The organism is Tardiphaga sp. 841_E9_N1_2 (assembly GCF_051811065.1).
GTDB classification, from domain to species: domain Bacteria; phylum Pseudomonadota; class Alphaproteobacteria; order Rhizobiales; family Xanthobacteraceae; genus Tardiphaga; species Tardiphaga robiniae.
This window is the reverse complement of record NZ_JBPWQC010000001.1, coordinates 2467554-2489410: the sequence shown is the minus strand read 5'-3', so window position 1 is coordinate 2489410 and position 21857 is coordinate 2467554. Positions and strand designations below refer to the sequence as shown.

The window sequence follows — 21857 nt, the reverse complement described above, 5'->3', positions numbered from 1 at the left end:
CCGCGACGTTCTCAGCCGTCATTGCGAGCCCTGAGAAAGTTGGACTTCCAACTTTCTTTGGGCGAAGCAATCCAAAAAGTCACAAACGAAGACTGGATTGCTTCGTCGCAAGGGCTCCTCGCAATGACGGCGAAGAGTTCATCAAAAATCAAAAACAAAAATCCGGAAACGTATCCATGTCGACAAATTCCCTGTTTCAAGGCGTCATCTCAGGTGATCGCCGCCGCGGCTTTGCCGAACTGACCGAACGTGCGAGCCGCATTGCCGGCGGGTTGTCGCGGCTCGGCGTCAAGCAGGGCGACAGCGTCAGCATCCTGATGCGCAACGACATCGCGTTTCTTGAAGCGGCCTATGCGGTGGCGCAGCTCGGCGCGTACGGCGTACCGGTGAACTGGCACTTCAAGCCGGAAGAGATCACTTATGTGATCAAGGACTCCGGCAGCAATATCCTGATCGCCCATGCCGACATGTTGCATCAGCTGCGCGAGGCGATCCCGCAGGGCATCGTATCGCTGAGCGTGCCGACGCCACCGGAGATCATTGCCAATTACAAGGTCGATCCGGCACGGCTCGGCACCCCGGATGGCGCCATCGATCTGGAGAGCTGGCTGACCGAACAGGCGCCATATGACGGCCCCGCGCTGCCGCAACCGCACAACATGATCTACACATCGGGCACCACGGGTCATCCCAAGGGTGTGCGCCGTTTTGCGCCGACGCCGGAGCAGGCGGCGTCCGCCGACCAGATGCGTGCACGTGTCTATGGCCTCAAGCCCGGTGCACGCGCTTTGCTGCCCGGACCGCTCTATCACTCGGCCCCCAATGCCTTCGCGCTGCGCGCTGGGCGCCTCGGTGGCGCGCTGGTGATGATGCCGCGCTTCGATCCCGAAGAATTCCTGCGCGTGGTGCAGGACGAGAAGATCGACACCATCTTCATGGTACCGACCATGTTCATCCGCCTGATGAAACTGCCTGAGGATATCAGGAAGAAATACGACATGTCGTCGCTGCGCCACATCATCCATGCCGCCGCGCCGTGCCCGGCCGACGTCAAGACCGCGATGATCGACTGGTGGGGCCCGGTGATCTACGAATTCTACGGTTCGACCGAATCGGGCGCGGTGACCTTCGCCAATTCCGAGGACGCGCTGAAGAAGCCCGGCACCGTCGGCAAGATCGCGCCCGGCGCCGAACTGCGTTTTCTCGGCGATGACGGCCAGATACTGCCACAGGGCGAGATCGGCGAGATCTATTCGCGCATATCAGGCAATCCGGATTTCACCTATCACAACAAACCCGAAAAGCGCGCCGAGATCGACCGCGACGGCTTCATCACCTCCGGCGACGTCGGCTATCTCGATGCCGACGGCTATGTCTTCATCTGCGACCGCAAGCGCGACATGGTGATCTCCGGCGGCGTCAACATTTATCCCGCCGAAATCGAAGCCGCGCTGCATGCCGTGCCCGGTGTGCATGACTGTGCCGTGTTCGGTATTCCCGACGAGGAGTTCGGCGAGTCCCTGATGGCGGTGATCGAGCCGCAGCCGGGTGTGGTGCTCGACCTTGCGACTGTGCGCGCGGACCTCAAGAAGGCGCTGGCCGACTATAAAGTGCCGAAGCAGATGGAGATCCAGAGCAATCTGCCGCGCGAAGACTCCGGCAAGATCTTCAAGCGCCGGCTGCGCGATCCTTATTGGGCCAAGGCTGGGCGGACGATCTAGGAGGGTGATGATGCGCGTGGCAATGATTGGAAACAAACTTGCCGCGCAGATCGCGGCGATCGCTCTCCTGGTGGCAGCGTTTGTCGGTCCTGCAGTCGACGTCGATCTCGAACCGAAGCAGATCCTCGCTCCAAGCGGGAAGCTGCGTGTCGGGCTCTATCCGGGAACACCGACGTCTATTCTCGTATCGCAAACCGAAGGCCCGCGTGGTGTCGGTTACGATCTCGGCAAGGAGCTCGCGCGGCAATTGGGCGTGCCCTATGAGCCGGTGGTGTTCTCCAGGAATGCCGAGGTTCTCGAAGCGGTGAAGACAGGCGCCGTCGATGCCGCCTTCACCAATGCGTCGGCCGCGCGTGCGAAGGACATGGATTTCGGCCCGTCTTATCTGGAAAGCGATCTTGGCTATCTCGTCGCGCAAGAGTCCAGGGTTGCGGGGCCCGATGATGTCGATGTCAAAGGCGTCCATGTCGGCGTCACCGCCGGAAGTTCATCCGATGCGGTTCTGTCACGCGATTTGAAGAATGCCGAGGTCGTTCGCGTGCCGGCCATCAGGCTTGCGCCCGGCCTGCTGATGGCCGGCAGCATCGATGTGTTTGCCACCAACAAGGCGACGCTGTTCGAACTCGCAGAGCAAGCGCCGGGGGCGAAGGTGCTGGAGGGACGCTGGGGCGTCGAGCGGCATGCCATCGCGATCCCCAAGGGGCGCGACGAGGGGATGGCATTTATCCGCAAATTCACCGAGGATGTGAAGGCGCGGGGACTGGTCGATGCGGCCATCGCACGATCCGGACTGCGCGCTGCGACCACAGCCAAGTAGCTATATCAATTAGCAACGACACGAGATTGTTGCGCGATATTACAAGAGGGACGACGATCCATGCCTGCGCCTATGAAATTGGCCATCGCCACGGCGGCTGCATTGCTGTCTTTCACCAGCCCGTCGCTCCACGCCCAGACGTTCCCCAGCAAGCAGGTGACGATCCTGGTGCCCTATGCAGCAGGCGGTGCGGTTGACGTGCTGGCGCGGACCTTCGCCCAATCGCTGTCGAAGACCTGGGGGCAGCAGCCGGTGGTGGACAACCGTCCGGGCGCCGGTGGCATCATCGCCTCGCAGGCCCTCGCGAAGTCACCGCCCGATGGCTACACGCTGATCCTTGTCGCGTCGGGCCATCCGCTCAATCAGTTCTTCTATCCGAAGCTGCCCTACGACACGTTCAAGGATTTCACCGCGATCAGCGAAGTCGCCTATTCGCCGCTGGCCATCGTGGTGTCGAAGGACAATCCGGCGAAGAATCTGCAGGAGCTGCTGGCGCAGGCGAAAGCCAAGCCGGACTCTTTGTCCTACGGCATGTCGGGCAATGGCACCTCGGCGCATCTCGCCGGCGAATTGCTGAACCATATGGCCGGCACCAAGATCGTCTCGATCCCGTACAAGGGCGGCGCACCGGCGCTCACCGCGGTGATTGCCGGCGATATTCCCATGAGCATCAATCCGCTGCCCGAGATCGTTGGCCAACTCGAAGGCGGCGCGGTGCGTGCCGTGGCGGTGACGACGGCGACGCGCTCGGCGGCGCTGCCCAATGTGCCGACGGTCGCCGAATCCGGTGTCGCCGGTTATGATACGGCGGTGTGGTGGGGATTCCTCGGACCTGCCGGCATGCCGGCCGATGTCGTGGCGAAGATCCATGCAGATCTGGTGACGGCGCTGAAGGATCCGGTGGTGCTGGCGGCGCTGAAGAAGATCGATGCCACGCCGGTCGGTTCCTCGCCGGCCGAGTTCGACAAGTTCATGCATGCCGAAGCGGACAAATGGGGGCCGGTGCTGAAGGCGGCAAACATCAAGGTCCAGTAAGCAATATGACTGAACGTTCGAACCAGTGGCACGTCGGCCTGATCGGCTATGGCGAAGTGGGGCGCATTCTCGCCGAAGACCTGCGCAAGCAGGATATGTCAGTCAGCGCCTATGATCTCAAGCTCGATGGCGCAGATGCCGGGGCGCTCCGCGACCATGCCGAGACCCATGGTGTCACGCTCGCATCTTCGCATGCCGATCTCGCGTCACGCGCCGACTTCATCGTCTGCGCGGTGACTGCGAGCCAGACCGTGCCGGCGGCGCAGGCCTGCGTGCGCGGTCTGAAGCCGCAGGCGTGGTTTCTCGATTTCAACTCGGCATCTCCCGGCGCGAAGCAACGTGCGGCCGCGCTGATCGACGGCGCCGGCGGGCGCTATGTCGAGGGCGCGGTCATGACCTCCATCCCGCCCTATCGCATCAAGGTGCCGCTGCTGCTCGGCGGATCAGGCGCGCGCGATCTCGCGCCGTTGCTCAACGCCATCGGCTTCGATGCGCAAGTCGCCAGTGACAGGCTTGGCGTCGCCTCGGCCACCAAAATGTGCCGCAGCATCATGATCAAGGGCCTCGAGGCCATGGTGATCGAGAGCTTTACGACCGCGCGCGCCTATGGCGTCGAGGACGCGGTGATCGCCTCGCTGGTCGAGACGTTTCCGAGCATCGACTGGGAGAAGCAGGGCGCCTATTTCTTCCAACGTGTCATCGAACACGGCCGCCGCCGCAGCGAGGAAGTCCGCGAGGTCGCCGAGACCGTGCGCGAGATCGGGCTCGCGCCATGGTCGGCCGAAGGCACGGCCGAGCGTCAGGGCTGGGTCGCGGATCTCGCCGACGACGGCCTGTTCGGCACCAAGGGCGAGGCGGGTTTCGCGCGCAGCGCCGACTGGCGGACAGAGGCGGATCGGATTCTGGCGAAGGTGAAGCCGAAGGGCTGAGTTCCGTAAACGCGGTTGTCGTCCCCGCCTTCGCGGGGACGACACCTGAGGAGGCGTCATCCGTCACACAACTTCGTCTTGCGTCGCAGCATGACTTGCGACCAAATGGGGCGCCGGCAACTTCCTGGAGCGTCCTTGTGTCCCTGACCCTGTCCACCGAAGAACCCGCATCCCAGCGCGGTGACGATCCTGCTCACCAGGAGGCCGATGCCCGGTTGCGCGAGGATATCCGGCTGCTGGGCCGCATCCTTGGCGACACCGTGCGGGATCAGGAAGGCGAGGCGGTATTCGCCCTGGTCGAGAATATCCGGCAGACTTCGGTCCGCTTCCACCGCGACGAGGACAAGCTGGCGCGGCGTGAACTCGAAGCCATTCTCGACGGCATGTCGATCGCCGAGACCGTGCGCATCGTTCGCGCCTACAGCTATTTCTCCCATCTCGCCAATATCGCCGAGGACCAGAACAACATCCGCCGGATGCGGGCGCAGCGCGCGAATGCGGCTAACGCATCGGGCACGCTGGCTCATGCGGTGAAGCGCGCGCGCGAGGCCGGCATCGATGCGGCGCTGCTCAGCAAGTTCTTCGGCCAGGCGCTGATCAGTCCGGTGCTGACCGCGCATCCCACGGAAGTGCGCCGCAAGAGCACCATCGACCGCGAAATGGAAATCGCGGCATTGCTGGACCGGCGCGAGCGCATGCAGCTCACCGCCGAGGAGATCGAGGCGTCCGAGGAACAGCTCCGTCGCGCCGTCGTGACGCTGTGGCAGACCAATCTGCTGCGCCGGAGCAAGCTGACGGTGCTCGACGAGGTCGCCAACGGATTGTCGTTCTACGATTATACGTTCTTGCGCGAGGTGCCGCGGCTGCATTGTGTGCTGGAAGACAGTCTGCGCGCGCAGGGCGGCGCGGCCGAACTCGGCTCGTTCCTGCGCATGGGCAGCTGGATCGGCGGCGACCGCGACGGCAATCCGTTCGTCACGGCAGATGTGATGCGCGGCACCATGATGCTGCAGAGCAGGCGCGCCTTCAGCTTCTATCTCGACGAACTTCACGCGCTGGGCGCGGAACTGTCCATGGCGGCGCATCTCGCCGATGTCTCCGATGAGCTGCGCGCATTGGCCGAACGCTCCCCTGATCCATCGCCGCACCGCGCCGGGGAGCCCTATCGTCTGGCGATCTCCGGCGTCTATGCCCGCATGGCGGCAACGGCCCATGCGCTCGAATTGCCGAACCGCCGCGCGGCCGTGGGCGATGCCCCGGCCTATGCATCGGCGCAGGAGTTCAAGGCCGATCTCGACGTGCTCGATCGCTCGCTGATCGCTGATAATTCCGCTGTCATCGCCCGCGGCCGGCTGCGGCAATTGCGCCGCGCGGTGGATTGTTTCGGCTTCTATCTCGCCAGTCTCGACATCCGGCAGAACTCGGCCGTGCATGAGCGCACCGTCGCCGAACTGATCGACGCCGCGATGCCCGGCACGTCCTATCTCGCGCTCGGCGAGGAAGCGCGCATCGCGCTGCTGACGAATGAATTGAAGAACGCGCGGCCGCTCGGCTCGCTGTTCGTCAAATACAGCGACGAGACGCTGGGCGAACTGGCGCTGTTTCGCATGGCGGCGCAGGTTCATGCGAAATTCGGCGCGGCGGCAATCCCCCAATGCATCATCTCCATGTGCAAGGGCGTCTCCGACATGCTCGAAGTCGCGGTGCTGCTGAAGGAAGTCGGGCTGGTGGATTGCTCCGGCCGCAGCGGCATCAATATCGTGCCGTTGTTCGAAACCATCGAGGATCTGCAGGCCTCTGCAGCCATCATGGACCGCATGTTCTCGCTGCACGACTATCGCAAGCTGGTTGACAGCCGCGGCGCGGTGCAGGAAGTCATGCTCGGCTATTCCGACAGCAACAAGGATGGCGGCTTCGTCACATCCGGCTGGGAACTGTACAAGGCCGAGATCGAGCTCATCGAAGTGTTCGAGCGGCATCACATCCGGCTGCGGCTGTTCCATGGCCGCGGCGGCTCTGTGGGCCGCGGCGGCGGGCCGAGCCACGATGCGATCCTGGCGCAGCCCGGCGGCGCGGTGGACGGCCAGATCCGCATCACCGAACAGGGCGAGATCATCTCCAGCAAATATTCCAACGCCGAGGTCGGCCGCAACAATCTGGAGATCCTCGCCGCTGCAACGCTGGAAGCAAGCCTACTGGCGCCGAAGCACAGCGCGCCGCGCCGCGAATATCTCGAAGCCATGGAGGAGATTTCCGAACTCGCTTTCAAAGCTTATCGCGGCCTCGTCTACGAGACCGAGGGCTTTGTCGATTACTTCTGGGAATCCACCGTTATCAACGAGATCTCGACGCTGAACATCGGCAGCCGTCCGGCCTCGCGCAAGAAGACCCGCGCCATCGAGGACCTGCGCGCCATTCCCTGGGTGTTCTCATGGGCGCAGTGCCGGTTGATGCTGCCCGGCTGGTATGGCTTCGGCAGTGCCATCGAGGCGTGGCTCGCCAATCATCCCGACAAGGGCATGGCTTTCCTGCAGGAGATGCACCGCGAATGGCCGTTCTTCCGCACGCTGCTGTCCAACATGGACATGGTGTTGGCCAAGAGCTCCATCGCCATCGCCTCGCGCTATGCTGAGCTTGTCGCCGACCAGAAGCTGCGCGAGACCATCTTCGGCCGCATCCGCGGCGAATGGCATCTGTGCATCGAGACGCTGCTGGATATCATGGAGCAGGAGCGCCTGCTGCAAAACAACCCGCTGCTCGACCGCTCGATCCGCAACCGGTTTCCGTATCTCGATCCGCTCAACCATGTGCAGGTCGAGTTGCTCAAAGAGCATCGCGCGAACAATCCGGACGAGCAGGTGCTGCGCGGGATTCAGCTGACGATCAACGGGATCTCCGCAGGGCTCAGGAATAGCGGGTAGTCGTCGAGACGCTACGTCCTATCCCTATGTCATGGCCGGGCTTGACCCGGCCATCCATCTTCTCCGTTGCTTGCCGCAAAGCTGGATGCCCGGGTCAAGCCCGGGCATGACGTGGAGAGAGTTGCGCGAAGCCGCTGGCTGCGACGTGGGCCCCTCAACAGAAATGCGCGCCCTGCGTCTCCACATAGACCGCATAGAGTGACTGGCTCGCCGTCATGAACAGCCGGTTGCGCTTCTTGCCGCCGAAACACACGTTCGCGCAGGTCTCCGGAAGCTTGATCTGGCCGATGCGCTGGCCGTCCGGCGCGAAGATCTGCACGCCGTCATAGCCTTCACCGACCCAGCCGGCGCCGACCCAGATATTGCCCTCGGTATCGACGCGCAGTCCGTCGGGGAAGCCGGACTTGCCGTCCAGCGTCATGTCGATCAGCGGCTTCGCATTGGAGAGCTTGCCGCCGTCGACGTCGTACTGCCAGACGACATTCTTGGCATTGGGATAATGCGTGATGCCGGTGTCGCAGACATAGAGCTTCTTGTAGTCCGGGCTGAAGGCCAGACCATTCGGCTTGAACGGATCGTCTGCGACCTTGCTGATCTGGCCGTTCGTTGGATCGATGCGATATACCGCTTCCTTCTGGTGCGGCTGCGTGACGCCCGGCGCCGCGCGTTGTCCTTCATAGAGATTGATGGCGCCGTAGCCGGGATCGGTGAACCAGATCGCCTTGTCGATCGGATTGACCACCATATCGTTCGGCCCGTTCAGCGGCTTGCCGTTTGCCTGTTCAGCCAGCGTCGTGACGCTGCCATTGTGCTCGAAGCGGACAAGGCGCGTGCGCTGCGCGGAAAGCTGGCGGCCCTCTGTGTCGAACGAATTCCCGTTGCTCTCCTCGGATGGATAGCGGAAGCGCTCGGAGATGTGGCCGTCATCGTCGAGATAACGCAACTGGCGATTGGCAGGGATATCGCTCCAGATCAGATACTGACCCTGTGCATTCCACGCCGGTCCCTCCGCCCACAGGCAGCCCGTATAGAGCCGCTTGATGACGGTGTTGCCGACTCTCGCCTTGAAGCGATTGGCGTCGATGACGACGATATCGGGATCGGGATAGCGCTGCGGTTCCGCGCCGCGGTTGAAATTTCGCGCCAGCGCATCGGGCGCGATCAGCGATGTCGCGGCCATTGCCGCGGCGCCGCTCAGGATTTTTCTGCGACTGAGTGAGTTGGATATTGCGGCGGGTTGAACTGCGTCGTTCGCGTCGAGCTGAGTTGGCATCGTCGTCCTCCCGGCTTTTCTGGTTTGCTCCAGTTATTGCCAGCAGTCTAAATACCGTTGCGACGGCGATGCTACACAATTCGATGCTGCCGCGCGGTCATGGCGGTGCACAAGCGCGCATCGCAGCGCAGTGAACGTTTTGATAGTTCCATGCGACCAACACCAAAGCTCTCATTTGATGCGCGGTTCCCCATGTCGTTGTTTCGCTGTCACATATGTGTTGCAGTCGCTTCTGCAGCATTGCTGTTCGCCACATCATTGTCAGCACACGCGGATAATGGATGTCGCCCGCCGATGGATCAGCGGATGATCGCAGGCTGTAGCGATATCATCGATCGTCCCGGCGCAACGGATGCCGAGCGCTCCGAAGCGCTTCGCCTTCGCGCCATCGGGAACTTCGAACTCGGCCATATGGAGGCGGCGCGCGCGGATTTTACTGCGTTCATCGCACTCAATCCTGATTTTGCGAAAGGCTATGGCGCGCGCGCCATGGTCCACAACCGCCTCGACGAATTCGATCTGGCTATCGCGGATGCTAACAAGGCGATCGCCCTCGATCCCACTTACTCCTCGGGCTTCGGCTCGCGGGCGAGCGCCTATGAATCCAAGGGCGATTTCGCGCGGGCGCGCGCCGACTATGACAAGGCGATTCGCCTGCAGCCGGGCAATTCGTCCTACCACCGCGGACGCGGAATGTTGCGGAAGAGATTGGCCGACATCGATGGCGCGATCGCGGATTTCTCGGAAGCCATCCGCCTCGATCCGAAAGACTATGCGGCGTTTGCATTGCGCGGCAACAGCCGTGCCGCCAAGAAAGACTACGAGAGGGCGTTGGCCGACTATGACGCTGCGCTACAGATCGAGCCCGGCGACAGCTATGCCCACCGTGGTCGCGCCGACATCAGGATTCGACGCGGCGACAATGACGGCGCGATCGCGGATTTCGATGTCGTTCTGGCCGGCAATCCGAACGACGTCGGCGCCCATGTTGACCGCGGCATCGCCTTCGCGCGCAAGGGCGATTTCGCCGGCGCGATCCCGGACCTGGATGCGGCGCTGAAGCTGAGGCCGGATGATCCCGACACCCGCAACCGGCGGTCGCATATGAACTTCATCGAGGGACATTTCGCCGAGGCTGCCGCCGATTTCGGCGACGTGGTCGAGAAGACGCCGGAATACGAGCTGGGCAAGCTGCTACGCTACATCGCGCGGGCGCGCAGCGGCGACAACGACATCGGCGAGCTGAAACGCAATACCGACAAGCTCGATCGCAAGGGCTGGCCATGGCCGATGGTCGCGGTCTATCTCGGCCAGATGAGTCGGGAGGAGATGCTCGCCAAAATGAAGAACATGCGGCTGGAGGACGACTTCGGCGATTGCGGCGTGTCGTTCTATCTCGGCCAGTATCTGATGGTGAAGCACAAGCCGCAGGAGGCGCTGCCCTATCTGAAACAGGCAGCTGAAGTGTGCCGGGGCGATGGCGAATTCGAGCGTGACGCGGCTCGCGCCGAGCTCAGGCGGCAGCAGGCGGCGCGCTGATCAATAAAAAAGGGGCAGCGTTGGCACTGCCCCTTTTTTGACGTTTGCCGGCAAGCGCGCTCAGACCTCGTGCTTGTCCGAAGCGAAGATCGCGATGAGCGTGATCGTCGCGGCGGCGAGCACGTAATAGCCGATGTAAGCGAGACCGTAATTTGCCTGCAGCCAGGTGGCGATATAGGGCGCCAGTGAGGCGCCGAAGATGCTCGCCAGATTGAACGTCATCGACGAGCCGGTATAGCGTACGGCGGTCGGGAACGGTGCCGCCAGCGCGGCGCCGATCAGGCCATAATTGACGCCGAAGATCGCCAGACCGATCAGCGCGAAGGCATAGATGCCCGCCACGCCACCTGACAGCAGCGGTGCCAGGAAAAACGAGAACACGATCACCATCAGGCAATTGGTGATCAGGAGCGTGCGGCGACCGATCTTGTCCGCGAGCAGGCCGGCCAGGATGTTGGTGGTGCCGAAAGCGACGGCGCCGGCAATCTGCACCTTGAGCGCATCGAGCAACGTCATCTTCACGACGCCGACATTGTAGGACAACAGATAGGCCGTGCAGACATAGAAGAACACGAAGGTCATCAGGCCGACCAGCGTGCCGAGCACGAGGCTGCGCTTGTGCTTGCGCAGCAGCTCCATGCTGGGGACGGCAACGCGCTCAGCCTTCTCGATGGCCTTCTGGAATTCCGGCGTCTCGGTGATCGACAGGCGCACCCACAGGCCGATGGCGATCAGCACGATGGAGGCGAGGAACGGCACGCGCCACGCCCAGCTCAGGAACGTTTCCGGCGAGACGAAGTGCAGCAGAATGAAGAACGTGCCGGACGACAGGAACAGGCCGAGCGGCGCACCGAGCTGCGGGAACATGGCGTACCAGTTGCGCTTGCCTTCCGGTGCATTCTCGGTGGCGAGCAGCACTGCGCCGCCCCATTCGCCGCCGAGTCCAAAGCCCTGACCGAAACGGCACAGCACCAGCAGCAGCGGCGCAGCGAGGCCGATCTGCGCGTGAGTCGGCAGCAGGCCGATCAGCACGGTCGAAATGCCCATGGTCAGCAAGGCTGCGACCAGCGTGGTCTTGCGGCCGACGCGATCGCCGAAATGGCCGAACACGACAGCGCCGAACGGACGCGCAAAGAACGCGATCGAGAACACCGCGAAGGACGCGAGCAGCGCGGCGGTGTCGTTGCCAGCCGGGAAGAACAGTTTTGGAAACACCAGCACCGCGGCGGTGGCATAGACGTAGAAGTCGAAGAATTCGATCGTGGTGCCGATCAGGCTCGCCAGCAGAACGCGGGCGGGGGAATTCAGCGGCTTGGAATGCGGCATGGCCGCGGAGGGCATCGCGCCCGCGTGATCTGTCATGATGTTCGTCCAGCAAATGCGGTTTCGTCCGCACATGCGTGACGTCAAACCCGTTGATTGCTGGTGACATAGCCGGTCTTGGCCGGCGTTTGAATTCTTTATGACGAAATTAGCGCGATCTCGGGTCAGATAAGACCGCTATGCATAGCTATTCGAGTAATATTGTTTCGTTTTAAATTCTGGGTTGTAGAAATCGGCTCACGGGAGTGATGCTCCCGCGAGCCGACTTAAACGCTTAGACTGGATCCCAGCTGAAAATGTCAGCCGAGCGGTCGAGCTTGTAGAAGGACGACTTCAGCGCCGGCATGCCGTGTTCGGCGAGGCTCTGCGGGGTCCAGCCTTCGGCGCGGTGGATGGAGCGCAGCGGGCGCGACTGGCCCATCAGGAAGATCTCGTTCATGCGCGCGGCAAAGATCTGTCCGGAGATTTCCTTGGCGTCGTCGGAGAGCAGATGCGCCACCAGCGGCGCGATCTTTTCCGGACCCATGCGCTGCATGCGCTCGACGCGGGCCTTCTCGGCTTCGGTCTCAGTCGGGATGCTGCCGATCATGCGGCTCCAGGCGAAGGGCGAGACGCAGTTCGAATTGACGCCGAAGCGGCCCATGTCGAGCGCGATCGACTTCGACAGGCCGACGATGCCGAGCTTGGCGGCCGAGTAATTGGCCTGGCCGAAATTGCCGATCAGGCCCGAGGTCGAGGTGAAGTGGACGAAGGAGCCCGAATTCTGCTCGCGGAAATAACGCGCGGCAGCGTGCGAGGTGTAGAACGAGCCCATCAGATGGACCTTGATCACCATCTCGAAAGCGTCGATGGACATCTTGTGGAAGATCGCGTCGCGCAGGATGCCGGCATTGTTCACCACGCCGTCGATCTTGCCGTAGGTGTCCACGGCCTGCTTGATGATCTTGCTGGCCGGGATCGCCTCGGCGACCGACTCGAAATTGGCAACGGCGGTGCCGCCGGCCTTGGTGATTTCCTCGACGACCTGTTCGGCCGGTGCCGCGCCGTCGCCGCCCGAACCGTCGGTGCCGACGCCGGGATCGTTGACGACGACCTTGGCGCCTTCAGCGGCGCAGAGCAGCGCAATGCCACGGCCAATGCCGCGGCCCGCGCCGGTGACGACAATGACCTTGCCGTCGAGTGATTTGGTAGATGCCATGTGGTTTTCCTTTTGGTGGTGTGATTGATGTTTTCTAACCTCTCCCCGCCCGGCGAAGCGAAGCTTCGCTAGGCGGGGAGAGGTCGACCCGGCGAAGCCGGGGCGGGTGAGGGGGACTATCCGCTTGCTCCGTGCTTGCGGATAGTCCCCCTCATCCGTCTCGAACGCGCTTCGCGCATTCGAGCCACCTTCTCCCCGCAAGCGGGGAGAAGGCACCGCGTTTACTTCTCGTTCGTAAAAATCACCGTGCCCGACGCGGCGAACATGCCGCCGACGCCGTGACAGACGGAAATCTTCGCGCCCGGCACCTGCGCCGGTGCGATGCCGCGCATTTGTCGCACGCTCTCCTGCAGCGCATACATGCCGTACATGCCGGAATGCATATAGCTGAGGCCGCCGCCATTGGTGTTCATCGGCAGCTTGCCGCCGGGGCGGGTGTTGCCGTCGGCAATGAACTTGCCGGTCTCCTCATGCGGCATGAAGCCGAGATCGCCGAGGCCGTAGAGTGGCAGATGCGCAAAGGCATCGTAGATCATCAGGTGATCGACGTCCTTGTGGGTGATGCCGGCTTCCTTGAACGCGGTCGGTCCGGCCACGGTGAAGGCGCGCGATGAATCGAACGTCTTCATCTGGCTGACCATCGGCGTTTCCACGCTTTCGCCGGTGCCGAGAATATAGACCGGCTTGTTCGGGAAATCCTTGGCGCGATCGGCCGAGGTCAGGATCAGCGCACCGCCGCCGTCGGTGACGAGGCAGCATTGCAGGATGCGGAACGGATAGGCGATCATCTTCGAGTTCAGCACGTCCTCGACGGTGATCGGCGCCTTCATCATCGCGCGCGGATTCTTCGCCGCCCATTCGCGCTGGAACACCGCCACCGACGCGATCTGCTCATGGGTGATGCCATGGGTCTTCATGTAGCGCAGCACCGGGATCGGGAACATGCTCGGCGGACCGTAGACGCCGTAAGGTGCCTCGAACTGGCCCTGCAGACTGTCTGCCGGTATCGAGCGCGGCAATTTGCCGATCATCGACTTGCCAGACTCCGCATGGGTGATCAGCACGGTCTTGCAGAGACCGGCCTCGATCGCCGCGGCCGCGTGGCGAACATGCAGCATGAACGAACAACCGCCCACCGATGTGCCGTCGACCCAGGTCGGGGTGATGCCGAGATAATGCGCGATCTGCTGCGGTGTTTCGACGGCCGTGGCGATGCCGTCGATATCAGACAGCTTCAGCCCGGCATCCTTGATGGCGTTGAGCGCCGCATCCGCGTGAAGCTGGATCTGCGACATGTTCGGGATGACGCCGAGCTCGGTGGTCTCGGCTGCGCCGACGACGGCGACTGCGTTTCTGCGCATGGTCTCAGCCCTTCGCCGGACGGAATACGGGGAGGGTGATGGCATCGTCGAGCTTCTCGAAGGCGACTTCGAGTTTCATGTCGAGCACGAGCGCCTCGGGCGTCTGCGGACAATCGATGATGTTGCTCATCAGCCGCGGGCCTTCGTCGAGCTCGACCACGGCGATGGCATAAGGCGGCGTGAAACCGGGCGCTGCTGGCCGATGATTGATGACGTAGCTGTAGAGGAACCCCTTGCCGGAGGCCTTGAGCACCGACACGTTCCGCGAGGCGCATTTCGAGCAGAACGGACGCGGCGGAAAATACACATTGCTGCAATCGTCGCAGCGCTGCAGGCGCAATTCGCCGGCCTTGGCGCCATCCCAATAATGCTGGGTTTCCGGTGTCGGTTTCGGCCGCGCGCGCGCTGGTTCAGCCATGTCTCGTTTTCTCTCCCTTTGTCGATGCCTTGATCTATGTCTTGGACGGGGACCTGGCCCCGTTCGTTGTCTTCGCGATGGACATTCCACATTCCACCGGCATCGGTCCAGCGCGCGGGCTGCATGGCCGTATCTGCCCATTGCGGGGCGCCGTGGAATTCAAATTGGAATTCGGGGTGGAAAACGTGCGAGGCTTGTCCCGCTGCAACCAGGCAGGGTAGGTTGGTATGGACGGTTCAGGGAGCATGACGTGAAGCTGCGCGAGATCGCCCATTCCCGCACAGGTGACAAAGGCAACATTTCCAACATCTCGGTAATTGCCTTTGACGCAAAGCTATATCCGTTGATAGTATCGCAGGTGACCGCCGCGCGCGTGAAGGCCCTGTTTGCGGGCATCGTCGCGGGCGAGGTGGTCCGCTATGAACTGCCCAATCTGGCGGCCTTGAATTTCGTCATGGATCAGGCGCTTGGCGGCGGGGTGACGCGATCGCTGGCGCTCGATGCGCATGGCAAATCGCTCAGCTCCGCGCTGCTCGATCTGGAAATAGAGGACAGTTTCGGCGATACCGACCGGGCGCCGTGACCACTTGCGGGTCCGGCAAGACACACAGGATGCCGCGACCATGAGCAACGACTTCCACCAGACCGCACCGACCCTCGCCAGCCTGGCCGCCGATCTCGCTGCCGGCCGCACCACCTCCCGCAAACTGGTCGAAGCCTGTCTCGCCAAAATCGCCGACCCGAAGGGTGAGGGCGCGCGGACCTTCATTCATGTCGACAAGGACGCGGCGCTTGCCGCCGCCGATGCGATGGACGCGCTGCGCAAGGTCAATGCCGCGCCGTCGCGCTTTGCCGGCATTCCAATCTCGATCAAGGACCTGTTCGACATCAAGGGACAGGTGACCCGAGCCGGTTCGCGCGCGCTGGAAGATTCCGCGCCGGCCGATGCCGATGCGCCCACCGTCGCGCGCCTGCGCCGCGCCGGCTTCGTAGTGATCGGCCGCACCAACATGGTCGAATTCGCCTATTCCGGCATCGGCACCAATCCGCATTACGGCACACCCAAGGGCGCGTGGAAGCGCGAGCTCGGTCATGTTCCTGGCGGATCGTCGTCGGGCGCCGGCGTCTCCGTCCTCGACGGTATGGCGCATGCGGCGCTGGGCACCGACACCGGCGGGTCCTGCCGCATTCCCGCGGCCTTCAATGGCATCGTCGGCTACAAGCCGACGCAGCGCCGCGTGCCGCTCGATGGCGCCGTGCCGCTGTCTTTCACCCTCGACAGCATCGGTCCTCTCGCGCGTTCGGTCGCCTGCTGTGCGGCGATGGATGCGGTGCTCGCCGGCGAGCCCGAGTTTGAACTCACCCCGCGCCCCATCAAGGGCATGCGTCTCGCGGTGCCGACCACGCTGGCGATGGACGATCTCGACCCCGTCGTCGCAACCGCCTTCGAACGCGCGCTGAAGAAGCTCGCCGACAAGGGCGCGATCATCGAGCGCATCGAGGTGCCTGAATTCAATGATATCGCACCGATGAGCACCAAGGGTGGCTTCACCGCTGCGGAATCCTATGCCTGGCATCGCTATCTGCTCGCCAGCAAGGGCGACGTCTATGATCCCCGCGTTGCGCTGCGCATCCAGCGCGGCGAGACCCAGAATGCCGCCGACTATCTCGATCTGCTGCCGATGCGCCGCTCGCTGATCGCACGCACTGAAAAGCGCATCGCGCCTTACGATGCGCTGGTGCTGCCGACCTGCGCGATCACGCCGCCGTCGATTGCCGACATGGAAGACGACAAGGTGTTCTCCAGGCAGAACCTGATGGCGCTGCGCAACTGCACGCTGATCAACATGATCGACGGCTGCGCCATTTCGTTGCCGATCCACGCAAAGGATGAAGCGCCTGTCGGCCTGATGCTGGCTGCCGCCGGTGGCTCCGACCGTCGCATCTTCGAACTCGCCGCGGGCATCGAAACCACCGTTCGCGGTTAATCTCTAAAACCTGAGGATACACGCATGACCACCGAGATCGCGTTCACGCTGGACGCAAAAGGCACCAAGACGCCGCTGACGCTCAAGATCACCCAGGGCGTCATCGCCGGCTGGACCGGCCGCGATCCCGTCGCGCGCGATCATCACATCAAGGAACTCGAAGCGCTCGGCATCGCGCCGCCGGCCTCGACGCCGATCTACTACCGCTGCTCGGCGCGCCGCTTCACCACCGATGGCATGATCGAATGCACCGACGAGAATTCCTCGGGCGAAGTCGAATTCTGCCTGATCGCGTCGGGCGGCAAGACCTATGTCGGCGTCGGCTCCGACCATACCGACCGCAAGGTCGAGACCTACAACATCACCGTGTCGAAGCAGATGTGCGACAAGCCGATCGCACCTGTGGTGTGGGAGCTCTCGGAGCTGCTTCCGCATTGGGACCAGATCATCCTGCGCTCCTGGGCCACCATCAAGGGCGAGAAGGTGCTGTATCAGGAAGGCCTGCTGAGCGGCATGTTGCCGGTGGCCGAACTGATCAAGAAGGGCTTTGATAGCGACAAGCTGCCCGACGGCACCGCCATGTTCGGCGGTACCTTCGCCGCCAAGGGCGGCATCCGCCCCGCCGATCGTTTCGACTACGAGATCGAAGACCCCGTGCTGAAGCGCAAAATCGGCCATGGCTATGATGTGAAGACATTGCCGGTGGTGGGCTGAGGTTCTTAACCTCTCCCCGCATTGCGGGGAGAGGTCGATCCGGCGAAGCGCAGCGCAGCCGGAGCGGGTGAGGGGCGGTCACCGTCGTCACCACGCGCGCGCGCTCTCGGGTCTCCCGTCCTTCGATCCGATGGTTCTGCGCCTGTCTTTTCTCTCCTGCCTCGCCCCTCACCCGGCCGGCTTCGCCGTCCGACCTCTCCCCGCAAAAGGCGGGGAGAGGTTAGTTGCCCGGAAATCGGGTGGCTTCACCCGCCCATCTCCCCAAAATGGCCAACAGGCCATGACACCCTGATCGCGGCCGGATGACGGAGGCGATGACATGGTTTCACTCGCGAAGAAGCGCCCAGAAAACAGTGACGCCGCGCCGCAGGCGCGCATCGTCGCCATCGACTGGCAGCGCATCGGCGCCGAACTTGACGCGCAGGGCTGTGCGGTGTTCGAGAAACTGCTCACGCCCGATGAGTGCCGTCACCTGGCATCGCTCTATCCCGACGATTCCCGTTTCCGCAGCCGCATCGTCATGGGCCGTCACGGCTTCGGCCGCGGCGAATACAAATATTTCAATTATCCGCTGCCCGATACGATCGCCGGCCTGCGTCCGGCGCTCTACGGACCATTGAGCGCGATCGCCAATCGCTGGAACGAGGCGATGGGGATCGACGTGCGCTTTCCCGCCGATCACGCCGCGTTCCTCAAGCGCTGCCACGAGGCGGGCCAGACACGGCCGACGCCACTTCTGCTGCAATATGAAGCCGGTGACTACAATTGCCTGCATCAGGATCTCTATGGCGAACACGTGTTTCCGCTACAGATCGCGATCCTGCTGTCGGAGCCGTCGGAGGATTTCACCGGCGGAGAATTCGTGTTGACGGAGCAGCGGCCGCGCATGCAGTCGCGCGCCGAAGTGGTAGACTTGCGGCAGGGCGATGCCGTGGTGTTCGCCGTGCATCATCGCCCGGTTGCCGGTACGCGCGGCAGCTATCGCGTCAATCTGCGCCACGGCGTCAGCCGGGTGAAGTCGGGCCGGCGCCATACGCTCGGGGTGATCTTTCACGATGCGAAGTGATGGGACGACTGAACAACCGCGATGACCGACCTGTTCGCAGATACCAGGGACGACCAGCCTGCGTGTGAAGAGCTCGCCGAGGGGGCGGTGCTGCTGCGCAACTTCTTTGCCGCCGAACAGCCGGATGTAATCGCCGCGCTGCGTATGATCGTGAAGGCGGCGCCGTTCCGCCATCTGGTCACGCCGGGCGGTCACACCATGTCGGTCGCGATGACCAATTGCGGCCGTGTCGGATGGGTGTCTGACGCACGCGGTTATCGCTACGACCCCGTCGATCCCGACAGCGGCAAGCCGTGGCCCGCGATGCCGGCACCGTTTCGCGATCTCGCCGCACGCGCCGCGGTCTGTGCCGGCTTCGAGGCCTTCGTGCCGGATGCCTGCCTGATCAACCGTTACAAGCCCGGCGCGAAACTCACGCTGCATCAGGACAAGGACGAGCTGGATCTGCGCGCGCCCATCGTCTCGGTCTCGCTCGGACTGCCGGCGACGTTCCTGTTCGGCGGTCTCACCCGCAGCGCGCCCACGAAGCGCTATCGTCTGATCCATGGCGATGTCGTGGTCTGGGGCGGCCCGTCGCGGCTGGTCTATCATGGCGTTGCGCCGCTGCCGGATGGCGAGCATCCGGTCATGGGCGGCCAGCGCATCAATCTGACCTTCCGCAAGACCTGTTGAACGGGACCTGTTGAGCGCTGCGCGTTGAACGCTTTCCTTGGCTGCCGCGACCATTCTATGGTCGGGCGGCGCGAGGGGACCATGAGCGAGCAGGGACGAACCGGCACACAGGCCGCCACCAGCAATGCTGCGGGCGTCTATCTCGCCGTGCTGCAACTGGTCTTTACGCTCGGCTGGGTCACCTATGTGATCTATCTGCCGAAGCTTGCCGCCGATGTCGGCATTGCGCCGACTGTCGTCATCTTCATCCTGATGCTCGATCAGGCGATCTTCACCGTCACCGATACGGCGATGGGCCTGGTCGCCGACAGGATCGCGCGCGTGGTCGGGCGGCTCGGTCTCATTGTCGGCATCCTGACCGCGGTGTCCTGCGCAGCTTTCGTCGCGCTGCCTTTCGTCGCCGGGCAGGGACCGAAGGCGCAAGTCGCGCTGATCGCATTGATCGTGATCTGGTCGGCGACATCCTCCGCCTTGCGCGCGCCGCCGCTGACATTGCTCGGCAAATATGCCGCGCGCCCATCGCGGCCGTTTCTCGCGGCATTGGCCATGCTCGGCTATGGCGTTGCCGGCGCGCTCGCGCCCTATCTCGGCACGACATTGCGCGGCGTCGATGCGCGGCTGCCTTTCGTACTTGCCGGCGTGGTTTTGCTGATCGTGACGCTGGCGCTGTCGCGCGTCGAGCGTGGCCTCGTGCAGGTCAGCGCCCGTGAGGCAAAGGCTTCGCCGGCGCAAGGCAAGGCGCTCGGCCGCATGCCCATGCTGTTCATCGCTGCCATGGTCATTCTCGCGCTTGGCTTCCAATTGCATTTCAGCATCAACAGCGCGCTGATGTTCCTGCGCTTCGCCAAGCCGGCCGATCTGGAATGGCTGATGCCGATATTCTGGATCGGCTTCAACATCGCGATGTTTCCGGCCAGCGCGGTGGTGAAGCGTCAGGGCGGCATCATCGTCATTGGCGCCGCCGGATTGCTCGGCGCGCTTGCGGTGATCGGCGCGGAGTTCGCTGTGAATCTCAACATGCTGATCGCGGCGCAGTTCATCGCCGGCGCGGCATGGGGCTGCATGATGATGAGCGCGGTGTCGGCGGCGATGGCGATCGGCGAGACCGGCGCGGAGGGCAAGGTCATCGGTCTCGTCTTCTCGGCGCTCGCGCTCGCAACCTTCGCACGCATGGCTGCGGTCGCCGGCGGATTGCAGAAGCTGCCGGACTATGCGCCGCTGCTGCACTGGGCGCCTGTCGGATGCTGGGCTGTGGCCGGTGCTGGACTACTGGCGCTTGCTGCGGTTCGGTGGCAGCGGCGGAGCGCATCGATACCAGTCGTCTGATGCTTTCCGCGCGTCGGAATTCGATTTAATCGATCGATTAAATTTCGCTGGCCAAGGCATTCGGCCGCCATTACGCTTTCCTCAATAAAAACCAGAACGAGGAAACGACAATGACCCGAATGGGCATATTGGCTGCCATCGCTGTTGCTTGCCTGAACGGTTCGGCGCTTGCCGAACCCATCACCAAGCCTCTCACCATCGCTGTGCTGAACGACAAGAGTTCGGTGTTCTCCGATGCCGGCGGCACCGGCAGCGTGGTCGCGGCGCAGCTTGCGATCGACGATGTCGGCGGCAAGGTGCGCGGCCAGCCGGTGAAACTGCTCGGCCCGGATCATCAGAACAAGACCGATATCGGCGTGTCGCTGGCGCGCGATCTCTACGATCAGCAGGGCGTCGATGCGATCTTCGACATCGGCAATTCGGCGATCTCGCTGGCAGTGCAGAACATGGCGCGCGAGCGCGGCAAGGTGCTGGTGCATGTCGGCTCGGCCACCGCCGACGTGTTCGGCAAGCAATGCGCGCCGACCGCCGCGATGTGGCTGTACGACACCTATTCGCTGGCGCAGGGCATCGCCAAGGCGGTGGTCAAGCAGGGCGGCGATACCTGGTATTTCATCACGGCGGATTACGCGTTCGGCATCGCCATGCAGGCGGAAGTCTCGAAAGTGGTGGAAGCTGCCGGTGGCAAGGTCCTCGGCGCGGTGAAGCACCCGGTCGGCACGATGGATTTCTCGTCCTTCCTGCTGCAGGCGCAATCCTCCGGCGCCAAGGTGATCGCGCTCGCCAATGCGTCCGGCGACACCGTCACCAATATCAAGCAGGCGCGCGAATTCCAGATCGGCGAGGGCAAGCAGAAGCTCGCCGTGCTGATCTTCTATCTCACCTCGGTGAAGGCGCTCGGCTCGGAAGCCACGCAGGGCGTGCAGTATCTCGAGGGCTATTACTGGGACAATGACGACAAGAGCCGCGAATTCGGCAAACGCTTCATGGCCAGGCACGGCAAGATGCCGACCCATGCGCAGGCTGGCGTCTATAGCGCCGTGAAGCATTATCTGCGCGCCGCCGAAGCCGCCAACGAGAATGACGGGCTCAAGGTGATGCGTCAGATGAAGGCGATGCCGGTGGATGATTTCTTCGCGCCGGGTGCCCGCGTGCGCGAGGACGGCCGGCTGATGAACGACATGCTGCTCGCGGAAGTGAAGAAGCCGTCGGAAGTGAAAGGCGAGTGGGACCTGCTCACCATCAAGGGCAAGGTGAAGGCCGAAGACATCATGCGGCCGATCGCGGATGGCGGCTGCACGCTGCTGGATCCGCCGGTCAAACAATAAACTCGTCGTTCCGGGGCGTACTAACCTCTCCCCGCATTTGCGGGGAGAGGTCGACGCGCCTTTCGATGCGCAGCATCGAGTGGCGCGGCGGGTGAGGGGCATCCACTGCAGTTGCTGCGAACTATTCCTATCGGATCGCACATCTTCGACCCGACAGGTTGAACACGTGTCGTCTTTCTTGCCTCGCCCCTCACCCGACCGGCTTCGCTGCGCTACGCCGGTCGACCT

Annotated in this window: 18 protein-coding genes; 13 read left to right on the top strand and 5 right to left on the bottom strand. The window is 63.1% G+C overall.

Annotated elements, in window-relative coordinates:
* Window positions 1-176 precede the first annotated feature (176 nt).
* From AB8A50_RS12055 to ppc, 5 genes are all read left to right on the top strand, one after another.
* Entirely contained in the window at window positions 177-1721 is a 1545-nt protein-coding gene (locus tag AB8A50_RS12055; RefSeq protein ID WP_439077793.1) for an acyl-CoA synthetase, read from the top strand.
* Window positions 1722-1731: 10 nt separating this feature from the next.
* Entirely contained in the window at window positions 1732-2538 is an 807-nt protein-coding gene (locus AB8A50_RS12050; protein ID WP_439077792.1) for a transporter substrate-binding domain-containing protein, read from the top strand.
* Window positions 2539-2598: 60 nt separating this feature from the next.
* Window positions 2599-3573 (top strand): tripartite tricarboxylate transporter substrate binding protein, encoded by a 975-nt coding sequence (locus AB8A50_RS12045; RefSeq protein WP_439077791.1) that lies wholly within the window; start codon window positions 2599-2601, stop codon window positions 3571-3573.
* Between the two features lie 5 nt (window positions 3574-3578).
* Entirely contained in the window at window positions 3579-4502 is a 924-nt protein-coding gene (locus AB8A50_RS12040; RefSeq protein WP_439077790.1) for a DUF1932 domain-containing protein, read from the top strand.
* A gap of 143 nt (window positions 4503-4645) precedes the next feature.
* Window positions 4646-7423, top strand: coding sequence for a phosphoenolpyruvate carboxylase (gene ppc, locus AB8A50_RS12035; protein ID WP_420882356.1), 2778 nt, complete (start codon window positions 4646-4648; stop codon window positions 7421-7423).
* A gap of 154 nt (window positions 7424-7577) precedes the next feature.
* On the opposite strand, the gene AB8A50_RS12030 is transcribed toward ppc, so the two are convergent.
* On the bottom strand, window positions 7578-8603 hold the full coding sequence (locus tag AB8A50_RS12030; protein ID WP_439077789.1) for an SMP-30/gluconolactonase/LRE family protein: 1026 nt from the start codon (window positions 8601-8603) through the stop codon (window positions 7578-7580).
* A 399-nt stretch (window positions 8604-9002) separates the two neighbouring features.
* Between AB8A50_RS12030 and AB8A50_RS12025 the strand changes: the two genes are divergently transcribed.
* Window positions 9003-10235 (top strand): tetratricopeptide repeat protein, encoded by a 1233-nt coding sequence (locus AB8A50_RS12025; protein ID WP_439077788.1) that lies wholly within the window; start codon window positions 9003-9005, stop codon window positions 10233-10235.
* Between the two features lie 60 nt (window positions 10236-10295).
* On the opposite strand, the gene AB8A50_RS12020 is transcribed toward AB8A50_RS12025, so the two are convergent.
* The 4 genes from AB8A50_RS12020 to AB8A50_RS12005 all read right to left on the bottom strand — a co-directional run bounded on the left by AB8A50_RS12020 (window position 10296) and on the right by AB8A50_RS12005 (window position 14535).
* The gene (locus AB8A50_RS12020) at window positions 10296-11597 is read right to left on the bottom strand and encodes an MFS transporter (RefSeq protein WP_439064440.1); all 1302 of its coding nucleotides are present in this window, start codon (window positions 11595-11597) and stop codon (window positions 10296-10298) included.
* 235 nt (window positions 11598-11832) lie between these two features.
* Entirely contained in the window at window positions 11833-12756 is a 924-nt protein-coding gene (locus AB8A50_RS12015) for an SDR family NAD(P)-dependent oxidoreductase (protein WP_089265108.1), read from the bottom strand.
* Between the two features lie 221 nt (window positions 12757-12977).
* Entirely contained in the window at window positions 12978-14117 is a 1140-nt protein-coding gene (locus AB8A50_RS12010; RefSeq protein ID WP_439077787.1) for a thiolase C-terminal domain-containing protein, read from the bottom strand.
* 4 nt (window positions 14118-14121) lie between these two features.
* Window positions 14122-14535, bottom strand: a complete 414-nt coding sequence (locus tag AB8A50_RS12005; RefSeq protein WP_439077786.1) for a Zn-ribbon domain-containing OB-fold protein — start codon at window positions 14533-14535, stop codon at window positions 14122-14124.
* Between the two features lie 250 nt (window positions 14536-14785).
* On the opposite strand from AB8A50_RS12005, the gene AB8A50_RS12000 reads away from it, so the two are divergent.
* From AB8A50_RS12000 to AB8A50_RS11970, 7 genes are all read left to right on the top strand, one after another.
* Window positions 14786-15118, top strand: a complete 333-nt coding sequence (locus tag AB8A50_RS12000; RefSeq protein WP_092146549.1) for an AtuA-related protein — start codon at window positions 14786-14788, stop codon at window positions 15116-15118.
* Window positions 15119-15158: 40 nt separating this feature from the next.
* Window positions 15159-16523: an amidase gene (locus AB8A50_RS11995; protein WP_439077785.1), complete on the top strand. Its 1365-nt coding sequence runs from the start codon at window positions 15159-15161 to the stop codon at window positions 16521-16523.
* Window positions 16524-16547: 24 nt separating this feature from the next.
* Window positions 16548-17237, top strand: coding sequence for a DUF2848 domain-containing protein (locus AB8A50_RS11990; protein ID WP_115029810.1), 690 nt, complete (start codon window positions 16548-16550; stop codon window positions 17235-17237).
* Between the two features lie 319 nt (window positions 17238-17556).
* Window positions 17557-18303 carry a 2OG-Fe(II) oxygenase gene (locus tag AB8A50_RS11985; protein WP_439077784.1) on the top strand — a complete coding sequence of 249 codons (747 nt, stop codon included), beginning with the start codon at window positions 17557-17559 and terminating at the stop codon, window positions 18301-18303.
* Between the two features lie 21 nt (window positions 18304-18324).
* Entirely contained in the window at window positions 18325-18975 is a 651-nt protein-coding gene (alkB, locus tag AB8A50_RS11980; protein ID WP_439077783.1) for a DNA oxidative demethylase AlkB, read from the top strand.
* Window positions 18976-19056: 81 nt separating this feature from the next.
* Window positions 19057-20301 (top strand): MFS transporter, encoded by a 1245-nt coding sequence (locus AB8A50_RS11975; RefSeq protein WP_439077782.1) that lies wholly within the window; start codon window positions 19057-19059, stop codon window positions 20299-20301.
* A gap of 110 nt (window positions 20302-20411) precedes the next feature.
* A complete protein-coding gene (locus AB8A50_RS11970; RefSeq protein ID WP_439077781.1) occupies window positions 20412-21629 on the top strand; it encodes an ABC transporter substrate-binding protein in 1218 nt (405 codons plus the stop codon).
* The last annotated feature ends 228 nt before the right edge of the window (window positions 21630-21857 follow it).